The 23,794-nt window shown below is 41.7% G+C and carries 22 protein-coding genes and 2 pseudogenes; 9 read left to right on the top strand and 15 right to left on the bottom strand.

Features of this window, described 5'->3' with window-relative positions; genetic code table 11:
* Positions 1-59: 59 nt before the first annotated feature.
* The 5 genes from HMPREF9189_RS08650 to HMPREF9189_RS08630 form a co-directional block, all read right to left on the bottom strand.
* Positions 60-710 (bottom strand): metal-dependent transcriptional regulator, encoded by a 651-nt coding sequence (locus tag HMPREF9189_RS08650; protein ID WP_000188545.1) that lies wholly within the window; start codon positions 708-710, stop codon positions 60-62.
* Positions 711-793: 83 nt separating this feature from the next.
* Positions 794-1,288 (bottom strand): thiol peroxidase, encoded by a 495-nt coding sequence (gene tpx, locus HMPREF9189_RS08645; protein WP_000206533.1) that lies wholly within the window; start codon positions 1,286-1,288, stop codon positions 794-796.
* Between the two features lie 121 nt (positions 1,289-1,409).
* A complete protein-coding gene (locus tag HMPREF9189_RS08640) occupies positions 1,410-2,339 on the bottom strand; it encodes a metal ABC transporter substrate-binding protein (protein WP_000733090.1) in 930 nt (309 codons plus the stop codon).
* 32 nt (positions 2,340-2,371) lie between these two features.
* Complete coding sequence (locus HMPREF9189_RS08635; protein WP_000559797.1) at positions 2,372-3,220, bottom strand: metal ABC transporter permease; 849 nt, start codon at positions 3,218-3,220, stop codon at positions 2,372-2,374.
* Positions 3,217-3,939: a metal ABC transporter ATP-binding protein gene (locus HMPREF9189_RS08630; protein WP_000618096.1), complete on the bottom strand. Its 723-nt coding sequence runs from the start codon at positions 3,937-3,939 to the stop codon at positions 3,217-3,219. Before HMPREF9189_RS08630 ends, HMPREF9189_RS08635 begins: the two co-directional genes overlap by 4 nt.
* Before the next feature lie 178 nt (positions 3,940-4,117).
* On the opposite strand from HMPREF9189_RS08630, the gene HMPREF9189_RS08625 reads away from it, so the two are divergent.
* On the top strand, positions 4,118-6,010 hold the full coding sequence (locus HMPREF9189_RS08625; RefSeq protein WP_000199234.1) for a M13 family metallopeptidase: 1,893 nt from the start codon (positions 4,118-4,120) through the stop codon (positions 6,008-6,010).
* A gap of 39 nt (positions 6,011-6,049) precedes the next feature.
* Here HMPREF9189_RS08625 and HMPREF9189_RS08620 read toward each other — a convergent pair whose 3' ends face one another.
* Complete coding sequence (locus HMPREF9189_RS08620) at positions 6,050-6,679, bottom strand: MBL fold metallo-hydrolase (RefSeq protein ID WP_000690833.1); 630 nt, start codon at positions 6,677-6,679, stop codon at positions 6,050-6,052.
* Positions 6,680-6,742: 63 nt separating this feature from the next.
* Complete coding sequence (locus HMPREF9189_RS08615; RefSeq protein ID WP_001273840.1) at positions 6,743-7,837, bottom strand: DUF2974 domain-containing protein; 1,095 nt, start codon at positions 7,835-7,837, stop codon at positions 6,743-6,745.
* A gap of 156 nt (positions 7,838-7,993) precedes the next feature.
* Between HMPREF9189_RS08615 and HMPREF9189_RS08610 the strand changes: the two genes are divergently transcribed.
* The 4 genes and pseudogenes from HMPREF9189_RS08610 to HMPREF9189_RS08600 all read left to right on the top strand — a co-directional run bounded on the left by HMPREF9189_RS08610 (position 7,994) and on the right by HMPREF9189_RS08600 (position 11,185).
* The gene (locus HMPREF9189_RS08610; RefSeq protein WP_000548975.1) at positions 7,994-8,671 is read left to right on the top strand and encodes a response regulator transcription factor; all 678 of its coding nucleotides are present in this window, start codon (positions 7,994-7,996) and stop codon (positions 8,669-8,671) included.
* Positions 8,664-9,638, top strand: coding sequence for a sensor histidine kinase (locus tag HMPREF9189_RS08605; protein WP_000887937.1), 975 nt, complete (start codon positions 8,664-8,666; stop codon positions 9,636-9,638). The genes HMPREF9189_RS08610 and HMPREF9189_RS08605 overlap by 8 nt, the downstream gene beginning before the upstream one ends.
* Positions 9,639-9,713: 75 nt before the next feature.
* A pseudogene (locus HMPREF9189_RS12115) lies at positions 9,714-9,992 on the top strand (ABC transporter permease); the annotation flags it as partial.
* A 143-nt stretch (positions 9,993-10,135) separates the two neighbouring features.
* On the top strand, positions 10,136-11,185 hold the full coding sequence (locus HMPREF9189_RS08600) for a DUF389 domain-containing protein (protein WP_000147511.1): 1,050 nt from the start codon (positions 10,136-10,138) through the stop codon (positions 11,183-11,185).
* A gap of 212 nt (positions 11,186-11,397) precedes the next feature.
* Here HMPREF9189_RS08600 and thrS read toward each other — a convergent pair whose 3' ends face one another.
* The 3 genes and pseudogenes from thrS to HMPREF9189_RS12440 all read right to left on the bottom strand — a co-directional run bounded on the left by thrS (position 11,398) and on the right by HMPREF9189_RS12440 (position 14,614).
* The gene (gene thrS / locus HMPREF9189_RS08595) at positions 11,398-13,341 is read right to left on the bottom strand and encodes a threonine--tRNA ligase (RefSeq protein WP_000591034.1); all 1,944 of its coding nucleotides are present in this window, start codon (positions 13,339-13,341) and stop codon (positions 11,398-11,400) included.
* Positions 13,342-13,351: 10 nt separating this feature from the next.
* Positions 13,352-13,977 (bottom strand): annotated as a pseudogene (locus HMPREF9189_RS08590) (AAA family ATPase).
* A 262-nt stretch (positions 13,978-14,239) separates the two neighbouring features.
* Positions 14,240-14,614, bottom strand: coding sequence for a hypothetical protein (locus tag HMPREF9189_RS12440; RefSeq protein ID WP_001246985.1), 375 nt, complete (start codon positions 14,612-14,614; stop codon positions 14,240-14,242).
* 197 nt (positions 14,615-14,811) lie between these two features.
* On the opposite strand from HMPREF9189_RS12440, the gene HMPREF9189_RS08575 reads away from it, so the two are divergent.
* The 3 genes from HMPREF9189_RS08575 to HMPREF9189_RS08565 all read left to right on the top strand — a co-directional run bounded on the left by HMPREF9189_RS08575 (position 14,812) and on the right by HMPREF9189_RS08565 (position 17,254).
* Positions 14,812-15,654 carry a metallophosphoesterase gene (locus HMPREF9189_RS08575; RefSeq protein WP_000161101.1) on the top strand — a complete coding sequence of 281 codons (843 nt, stop codon included), beginning with the start codon at positions 14,812-14,814 and terminating at the stop codon, positions 15,652-15,654.
* A gap of 72 nt (positions 15,655-15,726) precedes the next feature.
* Positions 15,727-16,164, top strand: a complete 438-nt coding sequence (locus HMPREF9189_RS08570) for an Rrf2 family transcriptional regulator (RefSeq protein WP_001167382.1) — start codon at positions 15,727-15,729, stop codon at positions 16,162-16,164.
* A 67-nt stretch (positions 16,165-16,231) separates the two neighbouring features.
* A complete protein-coding gene (locus HMPREF9189_RS08565; RefSeq protein ID WP_000273639.1) occupies positions 16,232-17,254 on the top strand; it encodes a YdcF family protein in 1,023 nt (340 codons plus the stop codon).
* A 286-nt stretch (positions 17,255-17,540) separates the two neighbouring features.
* Here HMPREF9189_RS08565 and HMPREF9189_RS08560 read toward each other — a convergent pair whose 3' ends face one another.
* The 5 genes from HMPREF9189_RS08560 to HMPREF9189_RS08540 form a co-directional block, all read right to left on the bottom strand.
* Complete coding sequence (locus HMPREF9189_RS08560; protein ID WP_000581070.1) at positions 17,541-18,323, bottom strand: DUF4037 domain-containing protein; 783 nt, start codon at positions 18,321-18,323, stop codon at positions 17,541-17,543.
* A 130-nt stretch (positions 18,324-18,453) separates the two neighbouring features.
* Positions 18,454-19,113 carry an amino acid ABC transporter permease gene (locus HMPREF9189_RS08555; RefSeq protein ID WP_000443853.1) on the bottom strand — a complete coding sequence of 220 codons (660 nt, stop codon included), beginning with the start codon at positions 19,111-19,113 and terminating at the stop codon, positions 18,454-18,456.
* 9 nt (positions 19,114-19,122) lie between these two features.
* Positions 19,123-19,800: an amino acid ABC transporter permease gene (locus HMPREF9189_RS08550; RefSeq protein ID WP_000131112.1), complete on the bottom strand. Its 678-nt coding sequence runs from the start codon at positions 19,798-19,800 to the stop codon at positions 19,123-19,125.
* A gap of 12 nt (positions 19,801-19,812) precedes the next feature.
* Positions 19,813-20,607 carry a transporter substrate-binding domain-containing protein gene (locus tag HMPREF9189_RS08545; RefSeq protein WP_000726196.1) on the bottom strand — a complete coding sequence of 265 codons (795 nt, stop codon included), beginning with the start codon at positions 20,605-20,607 and terminating at the stop codon, positions 19,813-19,815.
* A 10-nt stretch (positions 20,608-20,617) separates the two neighbouring features.
* Positions 20,618-21,376, bottom strand: a complete 759-nt coding sequence (locus HMPREF9189_RS08540; RefSeq protein ID WP_001229575.1) for an amino acid ABC transporter ATP-binding protein — start codon at positions 21,374-21,376, stop codon at positions 20,618-20,620.
* Positions 21,377-21,552: 176 nt separating this feature from the next.
* On the opposite strand from HMPREF9189_RS08540, the gene recJ reads away from it, so the two are divergent.
* A complete protein-coding gene (gene recJ / locus HMPREF9189_RS08535) occupies positions 21,553-23,775 on the top strand; it encodes a single-stranded-DNA-specific exonuclease RecJ (RefSeq protein WP_025168524.1) in 2,223 nt (740 codons plus the stop codon).
* Positions 23,776-23,794: the final 19 nt, after the last annotated feature.

The raw sequence follows: 23,794 nt of genomic DNA, 5'->3' as shown, positions 1-23,794 counted from the left end.
GGGACTTACAACTAAAATGATAAAAAATCCCTGAAAGGAACTTCTTTCAGGAACAAGGGTTAGTTGATTTTTTCGACATAGAGTTGTTTGGCGATATCGATGCTAACTTGGAGATCTTCGCCTTTGTTGACCAGTGTAAAGCTATTGGAAAAACTATCAAACTGCTTGACTTGGAGTTGGTCACCTATATGAATTGCGTGCTTTTCTAAGTATTTGAGTAGTTCAAAGCTATCATGAACCCGAGTCAGGAGATAGGTTCCAGCCTCTTTGGTATCTGCTAGAGGTAGGTTGTTGATCTCAACCAAGAGTTCTCCTTTAACAGGAATAGTTCCACCGTGGGGACAGGTTTGAGGGAAGCCCAGTAGTTTATCCAATCTCTCTACGAAGAGATCGGATACAGTGTGTTCTAGAACCTCAGCTTCTTCATGGATCTGGTCACTGGTATAGTCGAGATGGTGAACTAGAAAGACTTCAATCAACCGGTGTTTGCGATAGAGTTCTGAGACCAGTTTGAGGCCAATATCTGTCAATAGGTAGCCATTCTCCTTGTCCTTGAGGATGAGATTTTCACTTTTCATGCGTTTGATCATCTCTGTTACGGCAGGTGGAGAGACTTGCATACGGGCAGCAATTTCTTTATTGGTGATTTTCTGCATCTCCGTACCGATTTCATAAATACATTTTAGATAATCTTCTTTATTTGGCGTCATTCGTTTCCTCTTGTCTTTTCTCTCCATCTAGTATATCAAAAAAAGCTAGATTTCTCTAGCCTTCTGCCCTAATGGCTTTGATTTTAGTCCAGTTCTTTCACTGCAGCAATAGCAGCTTCAAAGTCTGGTTCCGTGTTGATGTTATCAACGTATTCTACGTAACGGATGACATTGTCAGTATCGAGAACAAAGACGGCACGAGCAAGGAGATGCCATTCGTTGATCAAGAGGGCATAATCACGTCCGAAAGAATGGTCAAAGTAGTCTGAAAGCATGATGGCATTGTCAAGGCCTTCAGCCCCACACCAGCGTCCTTGGGCAAATGGTAGGTCCATAGAAACAGTAAGAACGACGGTATTGTCAAGGTTGGCTAGTTCTTGGTTGAAGCGACGTGTTTGCGTTGAGCAGATACCAGTATCGATAGAAGGGACAACACTCAAGACCTTTTTCTTTCCATCAAAGTCGGCAAGACTTTTTTTAGAGAGATCGGTTGTAGTGAGGGAAAAGTCGAGCGCCTTGTCTCCGACTTGTAGTTGTTTACCTGTAAAGGTTACAGGATTTCCTAGAAAAGTGGTCATGAAACTACTCCATTCTTTTTTCTTTCATTTTACCGAGAATTGTCAGATTTTTCCAATGATTTGACTGAAAAATGAAAGATAAAAAAACGCCAATTCCGTGAGAACGACGTTTTTTAATGGATTACTTAGACAAACCTTCAGCAATCTTGTCAAGGTTGTATTTCATCATGTTGTAGTAGCTGTCACCTTCTTTACCTTCTTCAGCGATTGAGTCAGTAAAGATTTGTGCATAAATTGGGATATTTGTGTCTTGTGAAACAGTCTTCATTGGACGGTCATCGACACTTGATTCAACAAAGAGTGATGGAACTTTTGTTTGGCGAAGTTTTTCAACCAAGGTCTTGATTTGTTCAGGTGTTCCTTCTTCTTCAGTGTTGATTTCCCAGATGTAGGCACTTGGGACTCCGTAAGCTTTAGAGAAGTATTTGAAGCATCCTTCGCTGGTTACGATGAGTTTCTTCTCAGCAGGGATATTGTTAAACTTCTCTTTTGCTTCCTTATCCAGTTTATCTAGTTTTTCAGTATAGTCTTTGAGATTTTTTTCGTAGAATTCCTTGTTGCTAGGGTCTTTTGCAATGAGCTGTTTAGCGATATTTTTAGCATAAATCATCCCATTTTCAAGGTTGAGCCAAGCGTGTGGGTCTTCTTTGCCTTTTTCGTTTTGGCCCTCAAGGTAGATAACATCAACGCCTTCGCTAACTGCAAAGTAGTCTTTGTTTTCAGTTTTCTTGGCATTTTCTACTAATTTGGTAAACCAAGCATTGCCACCTGTTTCAAGGTTGATACCGTTATAGAAAATCAAATCAGCTTGAGAAGTTTTCTTAACGTCTTCAGGAAGTGGTTCGTATTCGTGTGGGTCTTGACCAACAGGAACGATACTGTGAAGATCAATCTTGTCACCAGCGATATTCTTGGTAATATCAGCGATGATTGAGTTTGTAGCAACAACTTTTAGTTTTTGACCAGAAGCTGCATCTTTTTTTCCGCTAGTACATGCGACAAGAGCAATAACAGAAAGAAAGAGAACAAGCAATGTACCTAATTTTTTCATTAGATTCCTCCAATTTATTGGGACTTTGCCCCTTATTTTAACAAATGTTTATTTTTTAGTTTCAAATATCGTTGTTTTGGAGCGATAAAGAAGCTAATGAGAAAGAAACTAGCAGCTGTGAGCACGATGCTCGATCCTGCTGCAAGATTTAAGCTATAGCCGATAAAGAGTCCCACAACAGAAGCAAGGGCTCCGAGACTTGATGAAAGGAAAATCATGCTCTTTAGGCTATTAGCATAGAGATAAGCCGTCGCAGCTGGGGTGATCAGCATGGCTACGATAAGAATAGTTCCAACACTTTGCATGGCGGTGACGGACACAAGAGTCAAGAGCACCATGAGCAGATAGTGGTAGAAATTGACGGGCATTCCCATGGCTTTAGCCAGAAGCTCGTCAAAGGATGTAATCAATAGTTGTTTAAAGAAAATCCCGATAATCAAGAGAATCAATGCCCCCATACCAATGGTAATCCACATGTCTGTATCTTGGACAGCGAGGATATTCCCAAAAAGGATATGGAAGAGGTCTGTCGAACTCTTGGCAACACTAATCAAGATGACACCTAAGGCTAAGAAAGATGAAAAGGTAATACCAATGGCAGTGTCACTCTTGATGATAGAGTTTCCCTTGATGTAGGTAATGATGATGGAAGCCATCAAACCAAAGATGATGGCTCCAATAAAGAAATCAATTCCCAGAATAAAGGAAAGGGCTACGCCAGGCAAAACTGCGTGAGAGATGGCATCTCCCATGAGAGACATTCCACGTAGGATGATAAAACATCCCACGGCTCCAGCAACGACTCCGATGACAATAGCTGTTATCAAGGCGTTTTGTAGGAAATGGAAATTTTGTAATCCATTGATAAATTCTGCTATCATAGGTCACCTCCATTGAAAAAGAGTTTGCTACCATAAGCCTTTTTGAGATTGGCCTCGGTAAAGGTTTCTTCGGTCGGACCAAGGTCTATTAATTCTCGATTGAGAAGCAAAACTTGGTCGAAATAATGGGGGACTTTACTGAGGTCATGATGGACGATGAGAACTGTTTTACCAGCTTTTTTAAGGTCTCTCAGCGTGTTCATGATAATCTCTTCACTAACCGAATCAATCCCGACAAATGGCTCATCTAAAAAGATGTAGTCAGCTTCCTGCACTAAGCAACGGGCAATCAAAACACGTTGGAATTGTCCTCCTGAGAGCTGGCTGATTTGGCGATTAGCATAGTCTGAGAGTCCAACGATTTCAAGTGCATCTGCCACTTTTTTCCAGTGGCTGGCTTTTAAGGTGTGAAAGAGCGGTATGGATGGATAGAGTCCTAGAGAGACACATTCCTTGACCTTGATAGGGAAATTGTAGTCGATATGGATTTTTTGCTCGACATAGGCAACTCGATTTAAAGATTTCTTGACTTCTTTGTCGTCGAGAAAGGCCTGACCTTCATGTGGGATAATTCCCAACATACCTTTTAATAAAGTTGATTTTCCAGCACCATTTGGACCAATAATTCCGGTAATAGTTGGTCCGTGGAGCACTAGTGAAATATCCTTTAGTGCCAGCGCTTCTTTGTAGGAGACGCTGAGGTGTTCAATACGTATCATAACAAATTCCTCCCTCCCGTATTTAATATACATTAAAAAAAAATTAAGTCAAGTTAATTTTTAAAAAATTTAATAAAATAACAATAAAATGAAAGATATAAGAAATTTATTTTTGATTGCATTCCCTAGATTTTTTTGCTAAGCTAGGAATAAGTGAAAATATGAAAGCGAGAACAAGATGACACGTTATCAAGATGATTTTTATGATGCAATCAATGGCGAATGGGAAAAAACAGCTGTGATTCCAGCTGACAAATCTCGAACAGGTGGTTTTATTGACCTTGATGAGGAAATTGAAGAGTTGATGCTGGCGACTACGGACAAGTGGTTGGCGGGTGAAGAGGTCCCAGAGGATGCTATCCTCGCAAACTTTGTTAAGTACCATCGTATGGTACGTGATTTTGACAAGAGGGAAGCTGATGGGATTAAGCCTGTCCTTCCTCTACTCAAGGAATACCAAGATCTGGAGAGTTTTGCAGATTTCACCAGCAAACTGGCAGAGTTCGAACTAGCTGGTAAACCAAACTTCCTTCCATTTGGTGTATCACCAGACTTTATGGATGCCAGAACCAATGTTCTCTGGGCAAGTGCACCAGGAACAATCTTGCCAGATACAACCTACTACGCTGAAGACCATCCTCAGCGTGAGGAACTCTTGACTCTTTGGAAGGAAAGTACCGCGAATCTTCTCAAAGCCTATGATTTTTCAGATGAGGAAATCGCAGACTTACTAGAGAAACGATTGGAATTGGACCGTCGAGTTGCAGCTGTGGTGCTTTCTAACGAAGAAAGTTCAGAATATGCCAAACTCTACCATCCACACGCTTATGAAGATTTCAAGAAATTTGCCCCTGCCCTCCCTCTGGATGATTTCTTCCAAGCAGTGATTGGACAAACTCCAGATAAGGTTATCGTAGACGAGGAACGTTTCTGGCAAGCAGCAGACCAATTCTATAGTGAAGAAGCGTGGCCTCTACTTAAAGCAACATTGATTTTGGGCGTTGTCAATCTCTCAACAAGCTATCTAACAGACGAGATTCGTGTCTTGTCAGGTGCTTATGGTCGTGCTCTTTCAGGTGTTCCAGAAGCTCAGGACAAGGTCAAGGCAGCTTATCACTTGGCCCAAGGACCTTTCAAGCAGGCTCTGGGTCTCTGGTATGCGCATGAAAAATTCTCTCCAGAAGCTAAGGCAGACGTAGAGAAAAAAGTAGCGACTATGATTGACGTTTATAAGGAACGCTTGGCTAAGAACGACTGGCTCACACCTGAAACGCGTGACAAGGCCATTGTCAAACTCAATGTCATCAAGCCTTATATCGGTTATCCAGAGGAATTGCCAGAACGCTACAAGGATAAGGTAGTGGACGAAACTGCCAGTCTCTTTGAGAATGCTCTAGCCTTTGCGCGTGTGGAAATCAAACACAGCTGGAGCGAGTGGAACCAACCGGTTGATTACAAGGAGTGGGGTATGCCAGCTCACATGGTCAATGCCTACTACAATCCTCAGAAGAACTTGATTGTCTTCCCAGCTGCCATTTTACAGGCTCCATTCTATGACTTGCATCAGTCGTCTTCAGCTAACTACGGTGGTATTGGTGCTGTTATTGCCCATGAAATCTCTCATGCCTTCGACACAAATGGTGCTTCCTTTGATGAAAATGGTAGCCTCAAGGATTGGTGGACAAAAAACGACTATGCTGCCTTCAAGGAAAAGACTCAAAAAGTTATCGACCAGTTTGATGGTCAAGAATCTTACGGAGCAAGGATTAACGGAAAACTAACCGTATCAGAAAATGTTGCCGACTTAGGAGGGATCGCTGCAGCCCTTGAAGCTGCCAAGAGAGAACCAGACTTCTCTGCTGAAGAATTCTTCCACAACTTTGCTCGTATCTGGCGTATGAAAGGCCGTCCGGAGTTGATGAAACTCATGGCCAGTGTCGATGTACACGCGCCAGCTAAGCTCCGTGTCAATGTCCAAGTACCAAACTTTGATGACTTCTTTACAACCTATGATGTCCAAGAAGGCGATGGTATGTGGCGTTCACCAGAGGACCGTGTGATTATTTGGTAAAACAAAAACCAAGGATAATTTCCTTGGTTTTTTTGCTTGCTAGAAAAAGGGATTAAAAGTCTTTTCGTGAGCGATAGTCGTAACTGGACCATGCCCAGGATAGACATCGTAGTTAGGAAGGGTGAAGAGTTGAGTTTGGATACTATGGAGGAGTTGTTCCGTGCTACCTGTAGGAAGGTCTGTCCGACCGATGGTTTCTCGGAAAAGAGCATCTCCCGTCAAGACTAGATGAGCATCAGGAAAGACGAGTGAAACGCCGCCGATAGAGTGCCCTGGGGTTGGTAGAACTGTAAAACGAAATTCCTCAAGCTGGTATTCCTCATGAAAGACAAAGGTGTGTTCTGCTGGTTTTGCGACCACATCTGCCATATCATCATGACGAGGGAGACCAGAGAGATTATCGATTGGAGTATAAAGCCAGCTAGCTTCACTCTCTGCTACATAAACTGGGGGATTTCCAAAAGTATCACGAACTAAGTCCAGACTCATAATATGGTCGTAGTGGGTGTGGGTCAGGAGAATCGCGCAGACTGGTTTGTTGATTTTTTCAATAGTCTTGCGGATAGCTTCCCAATGGCTACCTGGGTCAACCACAATTAGGTGTTGATCCCCTTCTAGATAATAAGTGTTTTCATAGGCAACGGGATTCACGGTTTTATGGATTTTCATAAATCTTCCTCTCTCAAAGAATGTATTAAACTAAGTATAGCATAGAAGAGGATACTTAGGGTATCAGAAAGTCTTTTTCGTACCTTGACGATTTTTCCAAGCTTGGTAGCGGGTGTCAATCAAGAGTTGGGTTAAGCGCCCCATGGTTTCTCTTTCTTCGGGAGTAAGGGATTGAGCTTGTACAAAGAGTTGATGAATGTGTTCAATGACATTGAAGGAAGAAAGATCGTTGATAGAGGAGATGCCCGCATCGAGAATGATTCCAAAAAAGAGGTCAAAGTAGAGTTGCAGTTCTTCGTCAGGAACTGTTTCAACCCATTCCTTGAAGGTTGTATCGACTTGCTGGCTGTCACTATTGGTCTCGTCCAGTTGGACAAAGTGTTTGTTTTCAACCTGCCAACTAAAGGTGTCGTGCTGGGCAAGGCCACCTAAGGCGGTGCTTCGAACGACGATTTTTTTATCCGGAATTTCCAGCATCATCCCGATAATAGAACCTTGTGGGATAAATACTTTCGTTCTTTCCATCATATTTTGATAGCCTGGTGTTTCGGTTAGTTCCTTGTGAAGTCCAGGGGCATCAAAAGTATAGACAGCGATAATGTTTTTCTGCAAGTTTGGATTAAGTTGACTGGCAGCATAGACAGCTAAATTGCCCCCTTTTGAGTGTCCTGCTAGGATAACCTTTTGGTTAGGATGTTGGGCAAAAAAGTCCTGTAAATACTGAAGAGCATGTTTTTGAGCTGGGATTTCCTTCATATAGGTCATATGGAAATCTTCTTTCCAGCCAATGATGCTGTCATCCGTCCCGCGAAAAACAAGCAAATAGGTATCGAGACTGATACGATAAGTCATAGCTGCGAACTGTTTTTGCAATTCAGGATCGATATCGTTGATAAAGTCTGAGAGCTTGCAATTTTTAAAGCGTTTGTGCTGAGCGAGTTGATCCAACAACTGGAGACGGTTTTTATTGGTCAGCATCGTCGTTTCTCTAGGAATTTGAGGTGCTAGATCTATGATGCGCTTTGGTTCTTGGGTAACTACATCATCAAAAGCAAGGTAGGTTAATTCAGTAAGGGCAAGAACATCTAACTCATTCACGGGGAGGTCATAAAAGGAATCGTATGCTACATCATTGAGGTAGTCAAAAATATTGGCCATAAAAGCTCCTTTCTCTATGTTTATCCTATCACATTTACCAAGAATTAGCTAGTGGGCTTACTAGATTTTGCTATACTGCTAGCGAGCTGGTTTAAATACAGGTTTACATTTTATCCATGGGGAAAATCTGTTATAATAAGAACAAAGGAGGAGCGCATGCACAAAATTTTGCTAGTAGAGGATGACCAAGTCATTCGGCAACAAGTGGGAAAACTGCTCTCAGAATGGGGCTTTGAGGTTATTTTGGTGGAGGACTTTATGGAAGTTTTGACTCTCTTTGTTCAGTCAGAGCCTCATTTGGTCCTTATGGATATTGGCCTGCCACTCTTTAATGGTTACCACTGGTGTCAGGAGATTCGTAAGATTTCTCAGGTACCTATCATGTTTCTGTCTTCGAGAGATCAGGCGATGGATATCGTGATGGCGATCAATATGGGTGCGGATGATTTTATAACCAAACCTTTTGACCAGCAGGTGCTCCTTGCCAAGGTTCAGGGATTGTTGCGCCGTTCTTATGAGTTTGGCCGAGATGAAAGTCTGCTGGAGTATGCGGGTGTGATCCTCAATACCAAGTCTATGGACCTGCACTATCAGGGGGAAGTCCTGAGTTTGACCAAGAATGAATTTCAGATTTTGCGGATTTTGTTTGAACATGCGGGTAATATCGTGGCGCGTGATGACCTGATGCGGGAACTCTGGAATAGCGACTTTTTCATCGATGACAATACCTTGTCTGTCAACGTTGCTCGCTTGCGCAAAAAGTTGGAGGAGCAAGGCTTGGCAGGATTTATCGAAACCAAGAAGGGAATAGGGTACGGACTGAAACATGCTTGATTGGAAATTATTTTTTCTGGCCTATCTGCGTTCTCGCAGTCGTCTTTTTGTCTATATTTTTTCATTGGGTTTTCTTGTTTTTCTCTTTCAGTTTTTATTCGCTAGTATAGGATTTTATTTCTTCTATTTTTTCCTCCTCAGTAGCTTTTTGACCCTTTTATTTTTGGTTTGGGATATTTTTGCAGAAGCTCAGGTTTACCGACAGGAAGTGCTCTATGCTGAAAGAGACCCAAAGTCTCCTTTGGAATGTGTGCTAGCGGAAAAACTCGAAGAGCGTGAGTCTGAATTGTATCAAAAGAAGTCAGAAGCCCAAAGTAAACTGACGGATTTGCTTGACTACTACACCTTGTGGGTTCATCAGATCAAGACCCCCATTGCGGCTAGTCGACTTTTAGTGGCAGAAGTTTCTGATCGGGAGGTCAAGCAGCAACTGGAACAGGAAATCTTTAAGATTGACTCCTATACCAATCTGGTGTTGCAGTATCTTCGTTTGGAAAGCTTCCACGATGACTTGGTATTTGAAAAGGTTCAAGTGGATGACTTAGTTAAGGAAGTGGTTCGTAAGTATGCTCTTTTCTTTATCCAAAAGGGACTGACGGTCAATCTACATGACCTTGACAAAATCATCGTGACCGATAAGAAGTGGCTGTTGGTCGTCATTGAACAAATCCTCTCAAACAGCCTCAAATACACCAAGAAAGGTGGACTAGAGATTTATATGGAAGGCCAGGAGCTCTGTATCAAGGATACGGGAATCGGGATTAAAAACAGTGATGTGCTCCGAGTCTTTGAACGTGGCTTTTCAGGATATAATGGTCGCCTAACCCAGCAGTCATCTGGACTTGGACTTTACCTATCTAAGAAAATTTCTGAAGAACTGGGTCACCAGATTCGTATCGAGTCTGAGGTCGGAAAAGGAACGATAGTGCGGATTCAGTTTGCTCAAGTGAACTTAGTCCTTGAGTGAGAAGAGTAGATAAGAGCCCAGGATAAGACAACTGGGCTTTTCTATTTTTAACTGTGTATCCTAGTAAATTATTTTATCTACTATAAACAAATCTCTGAGGGATATGAAGACCACGAACGAAAAGGTAGGTCTAGATCAAAAGCAGATTAAGCAAACCATTAACAAGCAAATCTTGACAGTTTTCTTCCTTCCTGTAATTTTTGCATTTCTCCATTGGCCTTTGCTTATCATATGCTTAGTTTAGTTCTCGAGGTCATTGAAGTAGTCGATGATACCATGAGGTTGACGATAACTTTCTCTATCTGTTCAATTGATAGATTTCTTCAGATAAAGACTGTAAAATTTTTGATATAATGTTAAGGATGGACTGACGGATATTTAAAGGATAATTTTCAAAAGAATAACAGGTGAGAATTAAAAATATGTAAGATTGGACAGAAGTTTCTCTACCATCATCCATGCAGAAACAAGATTATATGAAATAAAAGGAGTAACCAATGACCGGAAACTATTCAACACGTGAATACCGTGAGAAATTATATGATGATCTTCATGTTCGATTAAGAGATACAGTGATTTTGATGTGTGCGATTTTTATTGCCTCTATCGGCCTAAATATGAATTCAACAGCTGTCATTATTGGAGCCATGCTGATTTCCCCTCTTATGACATCGATTGTTGGGCTGGGGTTTGGTTTAGCTATTTTTGATACGCGTTTAATCAAGCAATCTCTAGAGGTTTTATTTACTCAAGTATTGGTTAGCTTGCTTGTCTCGGCTCTGTATTTCTGGATTTCTCCCTTATCTTATGAAAGTAGTGAATTGATTGCACGAACCTCTCCAACCATTTGGGATGTTCTCATTGCTATTGCTGGTGGGATAGCAGGCGTAATTGGTTCAAGGAAAAAAGAAGCAAACAATATCGTGCCAGGAGTAGCCATTGCAACAGCTCTGATGCCACCTATCTGTACTGCAGGCTATGGTTTAGCTAATGGAAATGTACGATTTTTATTTGGGGCTCTCTATCTTTTCTTGATCAACTGTGTCTTTATCATGCTAGTCAACATTGTTGGAACAAGAATTTTGATGAGGAAATCTCCCTTAAGTTCATTTAAGGAGCTAAATATTAAAATGAGAATTGGGTTGATATCCTTGATTGTATTATTGGTTCTTCCAGCTAGCTATTCAGCAGTCACTCTGTCGATAGATCAAGCGCGAAAAGAAGGAATCAAACAGTTTATAGCAAAAGAGTTCGCCAATCACACGGTCATTAATCAAGTCTACAAGTCAAGGAACAATGAATTGGTCTTGACGGTTGTTGGAGATCCGATTTCAGAAGAAGAATTAGAAACGCTCCACCAAAAACAAGCCTCTTACGGTATTCAATCTGTTCAATTGAAAGTCAATCAAGTTCATAATTCGACAAAATTAGACAGTGATACGACCAAGGAATTTTATGAAACCATTAACAAGTATATTGATCAAAAACTCTCTGAAAAGGATTCACAAAAAGATCTCGTAAAAGAAAATGAAGCAGATAAGGATTGAGGATATTGAACTGTTCTAACTCTTGAAAGCAAATCTTGGGAGGATATCCTATATCCAAAAACTAGTGGATAGAAAGGATTGTTTATGAGGATACCATTTGTGGTGGTTTAACCAATCACTACTAGCTCAGGTTAAATAAAATATAAAAAAGCAACAACTATTTCGGTTGTTGCTTTTTCTTACTGAAAAATGTTTCTCAGACAGTGATCGTTTTATTTCTCAACACGAGATTTGTTGGCGATATCAGCAAGGATTGCTGCTACAAACTCATCTACTGGGACAGTTTGTGTTTCTTTTTGGCCGTAGCGACGAACGTTGACAGTTCCGTCTTCCATTTCTTTGTCTCCAACGATCAATTGGTAAGGGATCTTGCTGGTTTGAGAAGCGCGGATTTTGAACTGCATTTTTTCATTGCGCTCATCTACGTCTGCACGGACACCACGGTCACGGAGTTTCTTAGCCACTTCCCAAGCGTAGTCCACGTGTTTTTCGTTAGATACTGGGATGAGGGTTACTTGGTGTGGTGCCAGCCATGTTGGGAAGGCACCCTTGTAGTTCTCAATCAAGATAGCTGTGAAGCGTTCCATGGTTGAGATAACCCCACGGTGAATCATGACTGGACGGTGTTCCTCACCATCTGCTCCAACATATTTGAGGTCGAAGCGTTCTGGAAGCAAGAAGTCAAGCTGGATAGTAGAAAGGGTTTCTTCTTTACCGAGGGCAGTTTTAACCTGGATATCCAATTTTGGTCCGTAGAAGGCTGCTTCACCTTCAGCTTCAAAGTAGTCCAGTTCCATATCATCCATAGCTGCTTTCAACATGCGTTGTGCATTTTCCCACATCTCATCGTTGTCAAAGTATTTGTGTTTATCTTCTGGGTCACGATAAGACAAGCGGAAACGGTAATCTGTCAAATTAAAGTCTTCATACACGTCGATAATCAATTGAAGAATTTTCTTGAATTCTTCCTCAATTTGTTCTGGAGCTACAAAAGTATGACCATCATTGAGGGACATTTCACGTACACGTTGAAGACCTGTAAGGGCGCCAGATTTTTCATATCGGTGCATCATGCCAATCTCAGCGATACGGATTGGTAATTCACGGTATGAGTGTACATGGTGTTTATAAACTTCGATATGGTGAGGACAGTTCATTGGGCGGAGGACAAACTCTTCACCGTCTCCCATGTCCATAGTTGGGAACATATCTTCACGGTAGTGATCCCAGTGACCAGAAGTTTTATAGAGTTCCACTGAGGCAATTGGTGGAGTGTAAACATGTTGGTAGCCTGCAGCGATTTCCTTGTCAACAATGTAGCGTTCCAATTCACGACGGATAGTTGCTCCGTTTGGTAACCAGAATGGTAAACCTTGTCCGACTTCTTGTGAAATCATGAAGAGATCAAGCTCTTTACCGAGTTTACGGTGGTCACGTTCCTTGGCTTCTTCACGCATTTGAAGGTAGTTCTTCAAGTCTTTCTTGTCAAACCAAGCTGTACCGTAGATTCGTTGCATCATCGCGTTGTCGCTATTTCCACGCCAGTAAGCACCAGCTACGTTGAGCAGGTGGAAGATTTGGATACGACCTGTTGATGGGACGTGAGGACCACGGCAGAGGTCCACGTATTCGCCCTGACGGTAGATAGTCAAACCGCCTTCGTCTTCTGAGTGTTCTTCAATCAATTCCAATTTGTAAGGGTCGTTCTTGAAGATTTCACGGGCCTCGTCTTTGGTAACTTCTTCACGGATTGATGGGAAGTTTTCTTTAACGATTTTTTTCATTTCTTCTTCGATACGAGGCAGGTCCTCGTTAGAGATTTGACCAGCAGTATTGTCGGTATCGTAGTAGAAGCCATCTTCGATAGCTGGACCGACACCCAAATGAATGTCTGGGAAGAGGCGACGAGCTGCTTGGGCAAACAAGTGAGCAGCTGAGTGGCGCAAGATTGGCAGAGCATCTTCGTGATCAGGCGTCACGATTTCGATGCTTCCATCTTCAGTGATAGCACGAGTTGTATCGATGAGTTTGCCGTTAAATTTACCAGCCAAGGCTTTTTTTGCTAGGGAATTGCTGATAGATTGGGCAATTTCAAAAGTAGTAACGCCAGATTCGAATTCACGAACAGCGCCATCTGGGAAAGTAATCTTAATCATGGTTTTCTCCTTAAATATTTATTCTATTTTTGTTGGACAATTTTAAGAGCCGAGCAACTTCTTCTGCAGTCTGATTTTCTGGTTGACTGCCATTTGTTACGAGACTAGAATAGCCTAATTTCATCGCTTCCTTACGAACCATTTGAGCAAAAAGAATATCTCGTTGCATCCAGTTTTCAAAAGCTTGCTCAGGGTTGGTTGTACCCTCTAAGACATAAGGAACCCATTCTCTCTGTATATAATGCTTTTTTTGAAAATCAGCTGTTGGAGTCAAGCATAGATAGGAAGACGTTGGACATTCAAGCTCCTTTACCAAGTGAGGCAAAAGTCCAGCTCCCTCCACCAAGAGAGGTCTGCTTTGATTTTTTATCAAGTAAGATTTTACATAAGGAAAAATCTTACTTGATAAAAGCGCCATTCTTCATCTGCCATCTCTTCTGGATTTCTCATCCAGATTTGTTCTGGATTTCTATCCTGCCTAAGAAGGCAAATCGGCTGTGAGTCTGCACTTGCTTGACTCATCATCTCTTCTATCAAATCATCCAGTTTGATATGAAGTAGTTGATACTGTCTAGCAAGAAGTGAGGCAATTGTTGACTTTCCACTGCAAGGTGATCCGCCAATCATATAAAGCATCGTTCTTCCTCCTTCTGACAAAACAAAAAGCGACATCCTCGAAAGGACGTCGCAACGTGGTTCCACCTTCATTTATGTTCCTCAAAAAAGAGGGACACCTCAGATTGGCTTTAACGTAGCCACCGTTTTATGTTTGCATAAAAGTCAGTAGAGTAGTATCAGTTTAGGCTTTCTATGCGTTTCCAGCAACCACGCACTCTCTAGTAGAAAGGGACTAAGTGACTTGTCTCTATGCATTATTATAGCATGATTGAGAGAATTTTCAAGGATTTTGTGAAAGTTTTTTGTTTTTTCCTTGCTGGAGCATGTATTTGATACCTGAACCAGAAGCCATACCAAGTAGGGCAAAGAGTTCATAAGCTAGGAAATAAACGAGAATGAATTCATTGAAAGTAATGATGGTAAAGCAATAGAGAAGAGCAATACCAAGCAACCACCACAGTGAGAATTGGAAACGGTAGCTATAAAGAAGGGATACGATAAAGGTTGCCAAAGGTGAAAAGAGGATGATGTTGTAAATGTAAAGCCCCTTCAGTGTATATGGGTCAGAGATGAATAGAGATAGGAGTTCATAGAGTGGCCAGTAAAAAAAGAAAATGACAAGGTAGTATGGGATATACTTAAGATAATTCCGCATGGCAATAGTCCTCCAATCTGGAAAAATTGAGAGAGGTTGAATACCACATAATCCTAAATGAAGGGGAGCTCTCTACCTATATTATAGCACATCTTGGAAGCCTTTACAAGTCAATCCAGTGAGTAGTGATAGTGCTCTTTTTGAGTGTTTTCTGCTATAATACTAACAAAAGAAGTAAGAGGAAATGAGGAGAAAGGATGACGAAAATAGCAGTTCTTTCAGACATACATGGGAATACGACAGCCTTGGAAGCTGTACTGGCTGATGCTAAAAAGGCAAAGGTAGATGAGTACTGGCTTTTGGGGGATATTCTTATGCCGGGAACGGGACGTAGAAGGATATTGAATCTTTTAGCGGCTTTGCCTATTACTGTAAGAGTTCTTGGTAATTGGGAGAATAGTCTCTGGCGAGGTTTGCATCGTAGGCTAGATTTGACAAAAGCTAGTCATCGCTACCTCCTACGTCAATGCCAGTATATATTAGAAGAAATCAGCCCTGAAGAAATCGAAGACCTCCACAATCAACCCATGCAAGTTCATCGTCAGTTTGGTGATTTGATGGTGGGAATCACTCACCATCTCCCTGATAAAAACTGGGGTAGGGAGTTGATTCATACGGGAAAACAAGAAGATTTTGATAGATTAGTGACGGAACCGCATGCCTCCATCGCAGTATATGGTCATATCCACCAACAGTTGCTTCGTTATGGAAGTGATGGACAGTTGATTCTTAATCCAGGGTCCATTGGACAACCCTTCTTTTTAGATGCGGGATTACGTAAGGACCTACGGGCCCAGTATATGATTTTAGAGTTTGATGAAGGAGGTTTGTCTGATGTTGATTTTCGTCGAGTGGATTATGATGTAGAAGCCGAATTGCAGTTGGCCAAAGATTTAAAGCTTCCCTATTTCCAGATCTACTATGAAAGTTTGGTAAATGGGATTCACCACACTCATAACCAGGAACTTCTGTATGAGATTGCCCAAGAACAGGGGCATGATATTGAGTTGGATGCATGGTTAGATAGTAGTAATGATTGACATGACATCAAAAAGGGGTATAATGAGTATGAGAAGAGAGATGATGAGAATCTCAGGTGAAAGGGGAACAAAATGCAAATTTCAAGTCGATTTACCATTGCGACCCATATGCTAATTATCATTGCTATCAAGGGCCGGGAAAGCAAGGTGACCAGTGATTTTCTCGCAGCTAGCGTTGGAGTTAATCCAGTCATTATCCGTAAGACTTTGTCGCAACTCAAAAAAGCTGGATTGATTTCAGTTGCTCGTGGGACGGGTGGTACCGAAATTATCAAAGACCTCCAAGATATTAGCCTTTTTGATGTTTATCAGGCAGTCGAATGTTTAGGAAAATCTGGTAAGCTCTTTAGTTTCCATGACAATCCCAATCCTAACTGTCCAGTAGGGGCTAATATTCATAAGGTCTTGGATCAGAAATTGCTGGATATCCAAGTAGCTATGGAAAATCAACTTCGTCAGATGAGTCTGGCTCAGGTTGTGGCAGATGCAGAAGCAAGAATTGTAAAATAAGAGGGCTAGGCTCCTCTTTTTCTATTGCCACAATTATGGTACAATGTAGTCATCAAAGGAGGAGACTATGTACTTTATCACAGGATTTTTTGTCCTACTTTTTCTCGTTTCGTTTTTAAGGGACAATCGCAGTCTCTGGAATCCAGCTCTCTTACTTTTGTCTCTGCTCTTTTCTTATATGTCCATTGCCAATCTTTTTTACGAAGCTGGACAGAAAGAAGTGCACATGGTTTTCTTTGCAGGGATTTTTCTCCTGCTGCCTCTTTTAGTTTTTCTAAGTGGTTTTTTCCTTATTTATAATGGATTTGTGTTATTGAAAAAAGAAGGAAAATCCAAGGCAAATTATTTGTCTCTAGGATTAGGTTGTGTGATTCTATTCTTTTTTGTGATCATGGCGGTTCGAGTGAGCGATACCAAGGGCTTGTTTTATACCAATCATCTAGTGAATATTATCTTTTTCTTTTTGATTTATTCGTATTTAATTTTTGGTTTTGCCTTTGCAGGATTTCTGCTTTATTCTATTTTGTATCTTTTTATTCCTAAGAAAAAATATTATGATTTTATTATCATTCACGGAGCAGGCTTATTGAATGGAGAAAAAGTGACTCCCTTACTCAAGAGTCGCATTGACAAGGCAGTAGAAGCTTATCACCAGTCTCTCAATCCCAATGTTAAAATCATCGCTAGTGGTGGTCGAGGAGGGGATGAGAAGATTTCCGAGGCTCAGGCAATTTGTAATTATTTGTTGGAAGAGACGGATGTTCCGAGAGAAGCGATTCTCCTAGAGGAAGACTCAACGACGACCTATGAGAATCTTCTCTTCTCAAAAGAAATGGGTGAGAAGCTGGTGGCTAGTCCACGTTTTCTTTTTGTGACCAATGATTACCATGTTTTTCGTACCAGTACCTATGCTCGCCGTATTGGGATGAAGGGAGATGGCCTTGGTTGCCGTACAGCTGCCTACTATATTCCATCGGCCTTTATTAGAGAATATATTGCTCTATGTGTGAAGATGAGATGGCTTTTTATCGCTTTCTATGTTTTGTTGATTTTAGCTCTGATTTTCTCTTATAGAGGTATTCTATGGTAATATGTAAAATTCATATTGTAATTCTTGTTAGAATCTCTAAAAAATCCTGTAGTAACCCTAAGGGAAAAAGTGTCACTAGTAATGAAAGAGCAGGGTAAGTGATTGTGAGTGCGGTTTTTGGAACAGCTTCATGATTGCTCGTCAATCAATTGAACAATTTCTAACCTAGTTACAGATTTTCAGAGAGAGCCAAAAATAGGCAACTGAATATGAGTAGACTAGAATTTTACAGTCAACGACAAATAAAAATGTGAACAACAACAGAGGTTCACATTTTCTTTTTGGTCTATGGCAAAATGGCTTTTAGTTCCTTCAGGATAGTTTGCAAGGTTACGATCGCTTGTTCTCCTTGTTGTGGTTGATAGAGTAGTTGGAAATACTTGCGAATAGTTTCTTCAAATTGTTTAGGGAGGAGGGTACAATTGGTCTTTGCGTACTCCAACATTCGTTTTTCACCAGGATGGGTTTGCTCATTGAGCGCAAATAACAAGTCAAAGTAGGAAGCAAAAAATTCACTTGTACGATGATTCATACTGAGAAAATCTTGGCGTTTGATAGCTTTTTCTATTTGGTGAGAGAAGGCAGGCATGGCTTGTTCTAGCAAAAGGAGTTGCCTTTCAATGATATGCTTTTTGAGTTCCTGTGGATAGGGAATCTGGTAAGTCTTTTGGAGCGAAGCATAGTTTCCATTCGGATCGTATAGAATCTTGCTGTGGAGTAGATTATGCCACATGCAAGTTGTATAAGCATTTTGAGCTTTGTGTTGAAAAACGGTTGAGTTCAATTCTTGTTCAAACGACTCCAGAGAACGATAAATCAACTCGATTTGGATACCGTTGTTTAGTACACAGTCATCCTCTAATTCCCAAAACTGGTTTCCAATTTCCATATAGGAGCAATAGTTGCTAAGAATGATTTGACGAGTTTTCTCGTCAATAGGTGAGTTAAGATAGACATAGACATCATAGTCAGAATTTTGATCATAGTCTTGTCCTGCACGTGAACCACCAAGAGCGATAGCTTCTACTTGTTCCAGTTGAGAGAATTCTTTGCAAAGTTCGTGGATCATGATTTTTCTCCTTGCTTTATGGTTTTAAAGTCATTTTACCAAAAAGTAAAACGTTTGCATAGCATTGAGTTGCCCTTTTTCATTTATAGCAAAAAATGTGAACCCTTGTTTTGAGTTCACATTTCTTTCTTTATTCTGCGGCTTGTTGCCAACGTTTTGCTAGCATATGAGACAGGCTAGAAATGGCAAAGTTAAAGATAAAGTAAATCAAGGCAATCAGGATATAAAGACTGAAGACCTGCTCTGGTTCGAAATAACGTCCCATGAGAATTTGACTGGCGCCAAAGAGTTCTTGTAGAGCGATAACAGAGTAGAGCAGACTGGTATCCTTAATCACGGTTACAAACTGAGAAATGATGGCTGGCAGCATTTTGCGAATAGCTTGTGGGAGAATGATGTGGTAGAGGATTTGCGCAGAGGTAAATCCTTGCGACATTCCTGCTTCGTATTGTCCCTTGTCTACGGCATTGAGGCCGCCTCGGATAATCTCAGCTAGGGCTGCTGAGGTAAAAAGAGTAAAGGCTGTAATGCCAGCTGGTGTCGACTTCATCTTGAAAACCAAAAAGATGGTGAAAATCCAGAGAAGGTTAGGAACGTTACGTACAAACTCGATATAAATGCTGGAGATGATCCGCAAGACAGGATTTTTCCCATTTCTCATGACAGCTAGTACTGTTCCGATAAGGGTTGATAGGACGATAGCAATCAGAGAAATGTAGAGGGTTAAGCCAAATCCTTTAAAGATAAAGATTAGGTTATCTGGGGTCAAAACTTCTAAAATAGATTCCATAGTAACCTCCTAAAGTGAATAGGCTTTTTTGTTGGCTTGCTCCATCTTGCGACCAAATTGGGCGACAGGGAAGCAAAGGGCAAAGTAGAGAAGAGCAGCACCTAAAAAGGCTGGAATGTAGTTTCCGTATAGAGCCGACCAAGACTTAGTCACAAACATCAAGTCCACTCCAGAGATGATGGCAACTGTAGAGGTGTTCTTGATGAGATTAACGATTTGGTTGGTCAATGGAGGGAGAATGATACGGAAGGCCTGAGGCAAGATAATTAAGCGCATGGCACTGATATAGGTAAAACCTTGTGACAAGGCGGCCTCCATCTGACCACTAGGAATAGACTGAATCCCTGAACGAATCACCTCAGCAATATAGGCTCCGTGATAGAGTCCCACGCAGAGTACAGCTGTCCAATAAATCGGAATCATGATGGTGTGATCACTGATAAGAGGCAAACCATAAAAGACGATGACAAACTGCACCAAGAGGGGAGTATTTTGGTAAAATTCGACAAAGATACGAGCTAAAATTCTTAAAATTTGATGTTTGCTAGTTGATAGGACTCCAAAGATGATTCCTAAGACCATAGCTAAGATAAAGGATCCAATCGCTAGGGCAAGGGTGAAGAGGAAACCGTTGAAAAATTGTCCGAAGTCCTGAAAATAGGCTATCCAAGATGATAAATCTGTCATGGGGTGTCCTCCTTAATCTGCGGTATGGCTAGATGGTTTGAGCTTGTAACGGTCATAGAGTTTCTGCAAACTACCATCCTTGATCCATTTAGTGACCAAGGTATCAAGATAGTCGTTTAGCTCGGTGTTTGACTTCTTGGTGACGATACCGTAGTCAGATGGCTTAAAACTATCATCTAGCAGTTCTGTTCGTTTACTAGTGTAGCCAGACAGGATAGAGCGGTCAACGGAAAAGGCATCAATACGGTGAGCGTGAAGGGAAGTAATCAATTCTGGGTAGGAACCAAGTTCGACGAATTTAAAGGTTAGATCTTTCTTTTTGCCCAGTTCAGTAATCAAGCGCTGGGTAATGGATCCTTGGGCAACCCCAATCGTTTTACCGTTTAGGTCTTCAATGCTTTTGATGTTGGCAGATTTGTTGACCAAAAAGCCAGAAGCGTCCGTATAGTAGGGGCTGGTGAAGTTGTAGAGTTTTTTGCGTTCGTCTGTGATGGTAAAGGTTGCGATATCCATATCGACCTGTTCATTGTCTAAAAGGGGTCCACGGGTTTGAGCGGTAACAGGCACATAGCGAACCTTGACCTTGAGCTCATCAGCTACCATCTTGGCTAAGTCAGTTTCAATACCAGAATAGGTCCCTGTCTTGGGGTCCTTGTAGCCGAAATTGGGAACGTCTTGTTTGACACCAACAACTAGCTCGCCTCTTTTTTGAATGTCTGCGACACTGGTATCAGCCTGAACTGGTTTGGCAGCAACAAGGCTGAAAAGGCTAATTAATAATGCGGATAAAAAGAATTTCTTTTTCATAGGCGCCTCCTTATTTGACTTTGTCACTTTCGTGGTTGATAATTTTGCTGAGGAATTGTTGGGCACGGGGTTCGCTTGGATTGTCGAAAAAGTCATCGACATCTGTCGTATCCACCAAAACTTCTCCGTCGGCCATAAAGATGACACGGTCAGCAACTTCACGGGCAAAGCCCATTTCGTGGGTAACGATGATCATGTTCATCCCGTCATGTGCCAGTTTTTGCATAACTGCTAGGACATCTCCGATAGTCTCAGGATCAAGAGCAGATGTTGGCTCATCAAAGAGGAGGAGTTCGGGATGCATAGCGAGTCCGCGTGCGATGGCAATCCGTTGTTTTTGTCCACCAGATAGCATGACCGGATAGGAATCTTTCTTGTCCCACATGTTTACAAATTCCAGATATTTTTGGGCTGTTTTTTCAGCTTCTTTTTTATCAATTCCTAGAACTTTTATGGGTGCAAGTGTCACGTTTTCTAACACTGTTTTATGTGGATAGAGGTTGAAATGTTGGAAAACCATGCCGACTTCCTTACGAAGAGGAACTAAATCTTTCTGGCTGGCACCTGCTACTTGGTGTCCATTGACTAGGAGACTTCCTTTGTCAATAGCCTCTAAACCATTAATCGTACGGATAAGAGTGGACTTCCCAGAACCAGAAGGTCCAAGCAGGACAACAACTTGTCCTTTTTCAAAACGGAGATTGATGTCGCGGAGTGCGTGGTAGTCTCCGTAATATTTTTCGACGTGTTTAAATTCTACTAAAGCCATGAGAGATCTCCTTTGTGTTAGATTTTATAACATGATTCTACACCAAAAGAATGTTCTTGTCAAATCATATCTGAAAAAATTCACTAAAATTTTATAAAAAAGCAATCTGGATAGAGAAAATGCCTAAATCGTGTTATAATGAAACGATAGAATTCTTAGAAAGAGTGGATGTTTTTTTGATAACTCCTACTTATGAATGGCAGTTTGCCCCGCAGGTTGAAGATGCGGATTTTACAAAGATAGCCAAGAAGGCTGGGCTGGGTCCTGAGGTGGCTCGGTTATTATTTGAAAGAGGGATTCAGGATGAAGAAAGTCTAAAGAAGTTTTTAGAACCTTCTTTAGAGGACTTACATGATCCCTATCTGCTCCATGATATGGATAAGGCAGTGGAACGGATTCGTCAGGCCATTGAAGAAGGGGAGAATATCCTCATTTACGGTGACTATGATGCTGATGGTATGACTTCGGCCTCTATTGTTAAGGAAAGTTTGGAACAGCTGGGCGCAGAGTGTCGTGTTTACCTGCCCAATCGCTTTACAGATGGCTATGGTCCTAATACTAGTGTTTATAAATACTTTATCGAGCAAGAGTGGATTTCCTTGATTGTGACGGTGGATAATGGGGTTGCTGGTCACGAAGCCATTGATTTTGCCCAGTCTATGGGAGTGGATGTCATTGTGACCGACCACCATTCTATGCCGGAAACTCTTCCTGATGCCTATGCCATTGTTCACCCTGAGCATCCGGATGCGGACTATCCTTTCAAATGTTTAGCTGGTTGTGGAGTGGCTTTCAAGCTGGCTTGTGCCCTTTTAGAAGAAGTGCAAGTGGAATTGCTTGATTTGGTTGCTATCGGAACCATTGCAGATATGGTGAGTTTGACGGATGAAAACCGTATCATGGTTCAATATGGTCTGGAAATGTTGGGGCATACTCAGCGCATCGGTTTACAAGAAATGCTAGACATGGCTGGGATTGCTGCGAATGAAGTGACAGAAGAAACGGTTGGCTTTCAGATTGCCCCTCGTTTAAATGCCTTGGGGCGCTTGGATGATCCGAATCCAGCCATTGATTTGTTGACTGGATTTGACGATGAGGAAGCGCATGAGATTGCCCTCATGATTCACCAGAAAAACGAAGAGCGCAAGGAAATCGTTCAGTCAATTTATGAAGAAGCTAAGGCCATGGTGGATCCTGAGAAGAAGGTCCAGGTTTTGGCCAATGAAGGCTGGAATCCTGGCGTTCTGGGTATCGTGGCTGGGCGCTTGTTGGAAGAACTAGGGCAGACAGTCATCGTTCTTAATATAGAAGATGATCGTGCCAAGGGTAGCGCTCGTAGTGTGGAAGCGGTCGATATTTTTGAGGCTCTGGATCCCCATCGAGATCTCTTTATCGCCTTTGGCGGCCATGCTGGTGCAGCAGGAATGACGCTGGAAGTTGAGAAACTTTCAGATTTATCTCAGGTTTTGGAAGACTATGTCTGTGAAAAAGGTGCAGATGCTAGTGGCAAGAACAAGTTAAATCTAGATGAAGAGTTGGATTTGGAGACTCTTAGTTTAGAAACGGTTAAAAGTTTTGAACGTTTGGCACCTTTTGGGATGGACAATCAGAAACCTGTTTTTTATATCAGGGATTTCAATGTCGAAAGTGCTCGTACAATGGGAGCAGGCAATGCCCACCTCAAACTAAAAATTTCCAAGGGTGATGCGAGTTTTGAAGTGGTAGCCTTCGGACAAGGTAGTTGGGCGACAGAGTTTGCTCAAACCAAGAATCTAGAATTGGCAGTCACCCTGTCTGTCAATCAATGGAATGGCCAAACTGCCCTCCAGTTGATGATGGTAGATGCGCGTGTGGAGGGTGTTCAACTCTTTAATATTCGTGGGAAGAATGCAGTCTTGCCAGAAGGAGTTCCAGTCTTGGACTTTTCTGGAGACTTGCCAGATTTAGCGACTAGTGATGCTGTGGTTGTGAAAACCATTCCCGAGGATATTACCTTGCTGAAGACCATTTTTCAGGAGCAACATTTCTCTGCCGTCTATTTCAAAAATGACATTGACAAAGCCTATTATCTGACAGGTTATGGGACCAGAGAGCAGTTTGCCAAATTGTATAGGACCATTTACCAGTTCCCAGAGTTTGATATTCGCTACAAGTTGAAAGATTTGGCGGCTTATCTCAATATCCAACAAATCTTGCTGGTCAAGATGATTCAAGTCTTTAAAGAGCTAGGTTTTGTGACGATCAAAGATGGGGTCATGACAGTCAATAAAGAAGCGACGAAAAGGGAGATTGCTGAAAGTCAGATTTACCAAAATCTCAAACAAACCGTCAAAGACCAAGAAATGATGGCGCTGGGGACAGTGCAAGAAATGTATAACTTTTTGATGAGAAAAGAGTAGAAGTTAGGAGAGAGTTGGG

Source organism: Streptococcus sp. oral taxon 071 str. 73H25AP (assembly GCF_000146755.1).
Lineage (GTDB): Bacteria > Bacillota > Bacilli > Lactobacillales > Streptococcaceae > Streptococcus > Streptococcus oralis_T.
The sequence above is the reverse complement of the archived record's forward strand: the minus strand, read 5'-3'. Positions and strand labels throughout refer to the sequence as shown.

What these genes read in the sequence shown, in the direction of transcription:
- HMPREF9189_RS08545 (WP_000726196.1), bottom strand. Translation starts at nt 20,607, where the DNA reads ATGAAAAAGAAATTCTTTTTATCCGCATTATTAATTAGCCTTTTCAGC.
- tpx (WP_000206533.1), bottom strand. Translation starts at nt 1,288, where the DNA reads ATGACCACTTTTCTAGGAAATCCTGTAACCTTTACAGGTAAACAACTA.
- HMPREF9189_RS08615 (WP_001273840.1), bottom strand. Translation starts at nt 7,837, where the DNA reads ATGGCCAATATTTTTGACTACCTCAATGATGTAGCATACGATTCCTTT.
- HMPREF9189_RS08555 (WP_000443853.1), bottom strand. Translation starts at nt 19,113, where the DNA reads ATGGAATCTATTTTAGAAGTTTTGACCCCAGATAACCTAATCTTTATC.
- thrS (WP_000591034.1), bottom strand. Translation starts at nt 13,341, where the DNA reads ATGATTAAGATTACTTTCCCAGATGGCGCTGTTCGTGAATTCGAATCT.
- HMPREF9189_RS08610 (WP_000548975.1), top strand. Translation starts at nt 7,994, where the DNA reads ATGCACAAAATTTTGCTAGTAGAGGATGACCAAGTCATTCGGCAACAA.
- HMPREF9189_RS08620 (WP_000690833.1), bottom strand. Translation starts at nt 6,679, where the DNA reads ATGAAAATCCATAAAACCGTGAATCCCGTTGCCTATGAAAACACTTAT.
- HMPREF9189_RS08630 (WP_000618096.1), bottom strand. Translation starts at nt 3,939, where the DNA reads ATGATACGTATTGAACACCTCAGCGTCTCCTACAAAGAAGCGCTGGCA.
- HMPREF9189_RS08570 (WP_001167382.1), top strand. Translation starts at nt 15,727, where the DNA reads ATGCAAATTTCAAGTCGATTTACCATTGCGACCCATATGCTAATTATC.
- HMPREF9189_RS08640 (WP_000733090.1), bottom strand. Translation starts at nt 2,339, where the DNA reads ATGAAAAAATTAGGTACATTGCTTGTTCTCTTTCTTTCTGTTATTGCT.
- HMPREF9189_RS08565 (WP_000273639.1), top strand. Translation starts at nt 16,232, where the DNA reads ATGTACTTTATCACAGGATTTTTTGTCCTACTTTTTCTCGTTTCGTTT.
- HMPREF9189_RS08575 (WP_000161101.1), top strand. Translation starts at nt 14,812, where the DNA reads ATGACGAAAATAGCAGTTCTTTCAGACATACATGGGAATACGACAGCC.
- HMPREF9189_RS08635 (WP_000559797.1), bottom strand. Translation starts at nt 3,220, where the DNA reads ATGATAGCAGAATTTATCAATGGATTACAAAATTTCCATTTCCTACAA.
- HMPREF9189_RS08625 (WP_000199234.1), top strand. Translation starts at nt 4,118, where the DNA reads ATGACACGTTATCAAGATGATTTTTATGATGCAATCAATGGCGAATGG.
- HMPREF9189_RS08605 (WP_000887937.1), top strand. Translation starts at nt 8,664, where the DNA reads ATGCTTGATTGGAAATTATTTTTTCTGGCCTATCTGCGTTCTCGCAGT.
- HMPREF9189_RS08650 (WP_000188545.1), bottom strand. Translation starts at nt 710, where the DNA reads ATGACGCCAAATAAAGAAGATTATCTAAAATGTATTTATGAAATCGGT.
- HMPREF9189_RS08550 (WP_000131112.1), bottom strand. Translation starts at nt 19,800, where the DNA reads ATGACAGATTTATCATCTTGGATAGCCTATTTTCAGGACTTCGGACAA.
- HMPREF9189_RS08600 (WP_000147511.1), top strand. Translation starts at nt 10,136, where the DNA reads ATGACCGGAAACTATTCAACACGTGAATACCGTGAGAAATTATATGAT.
- HMPREF9189_RS08560 (WP_000581070.1), bottom strand. Translation starts at nt 18,323, where the DNA reads ATGATCCACGAACTTTGCAAAGAATTCTCTCAACTGGAACAAGTAGAA.
- HMPREF9189_RS12440 (WP_001246985.1), bottom strand. Translation starts at nt 14,614, where the DNA reads ATGCGGAATTATCTTAAGTATATCCCATACTACCTTGTCATTTTCTTT.
- HMPREF9189_RS08540 (WP_001229575.1), bottom strand. Translation starts at nt 21,376, where the DNA reads ATGGCTTTAGTAGAATTTAAACACGTCGAAAAATATTACGGAGACTAC.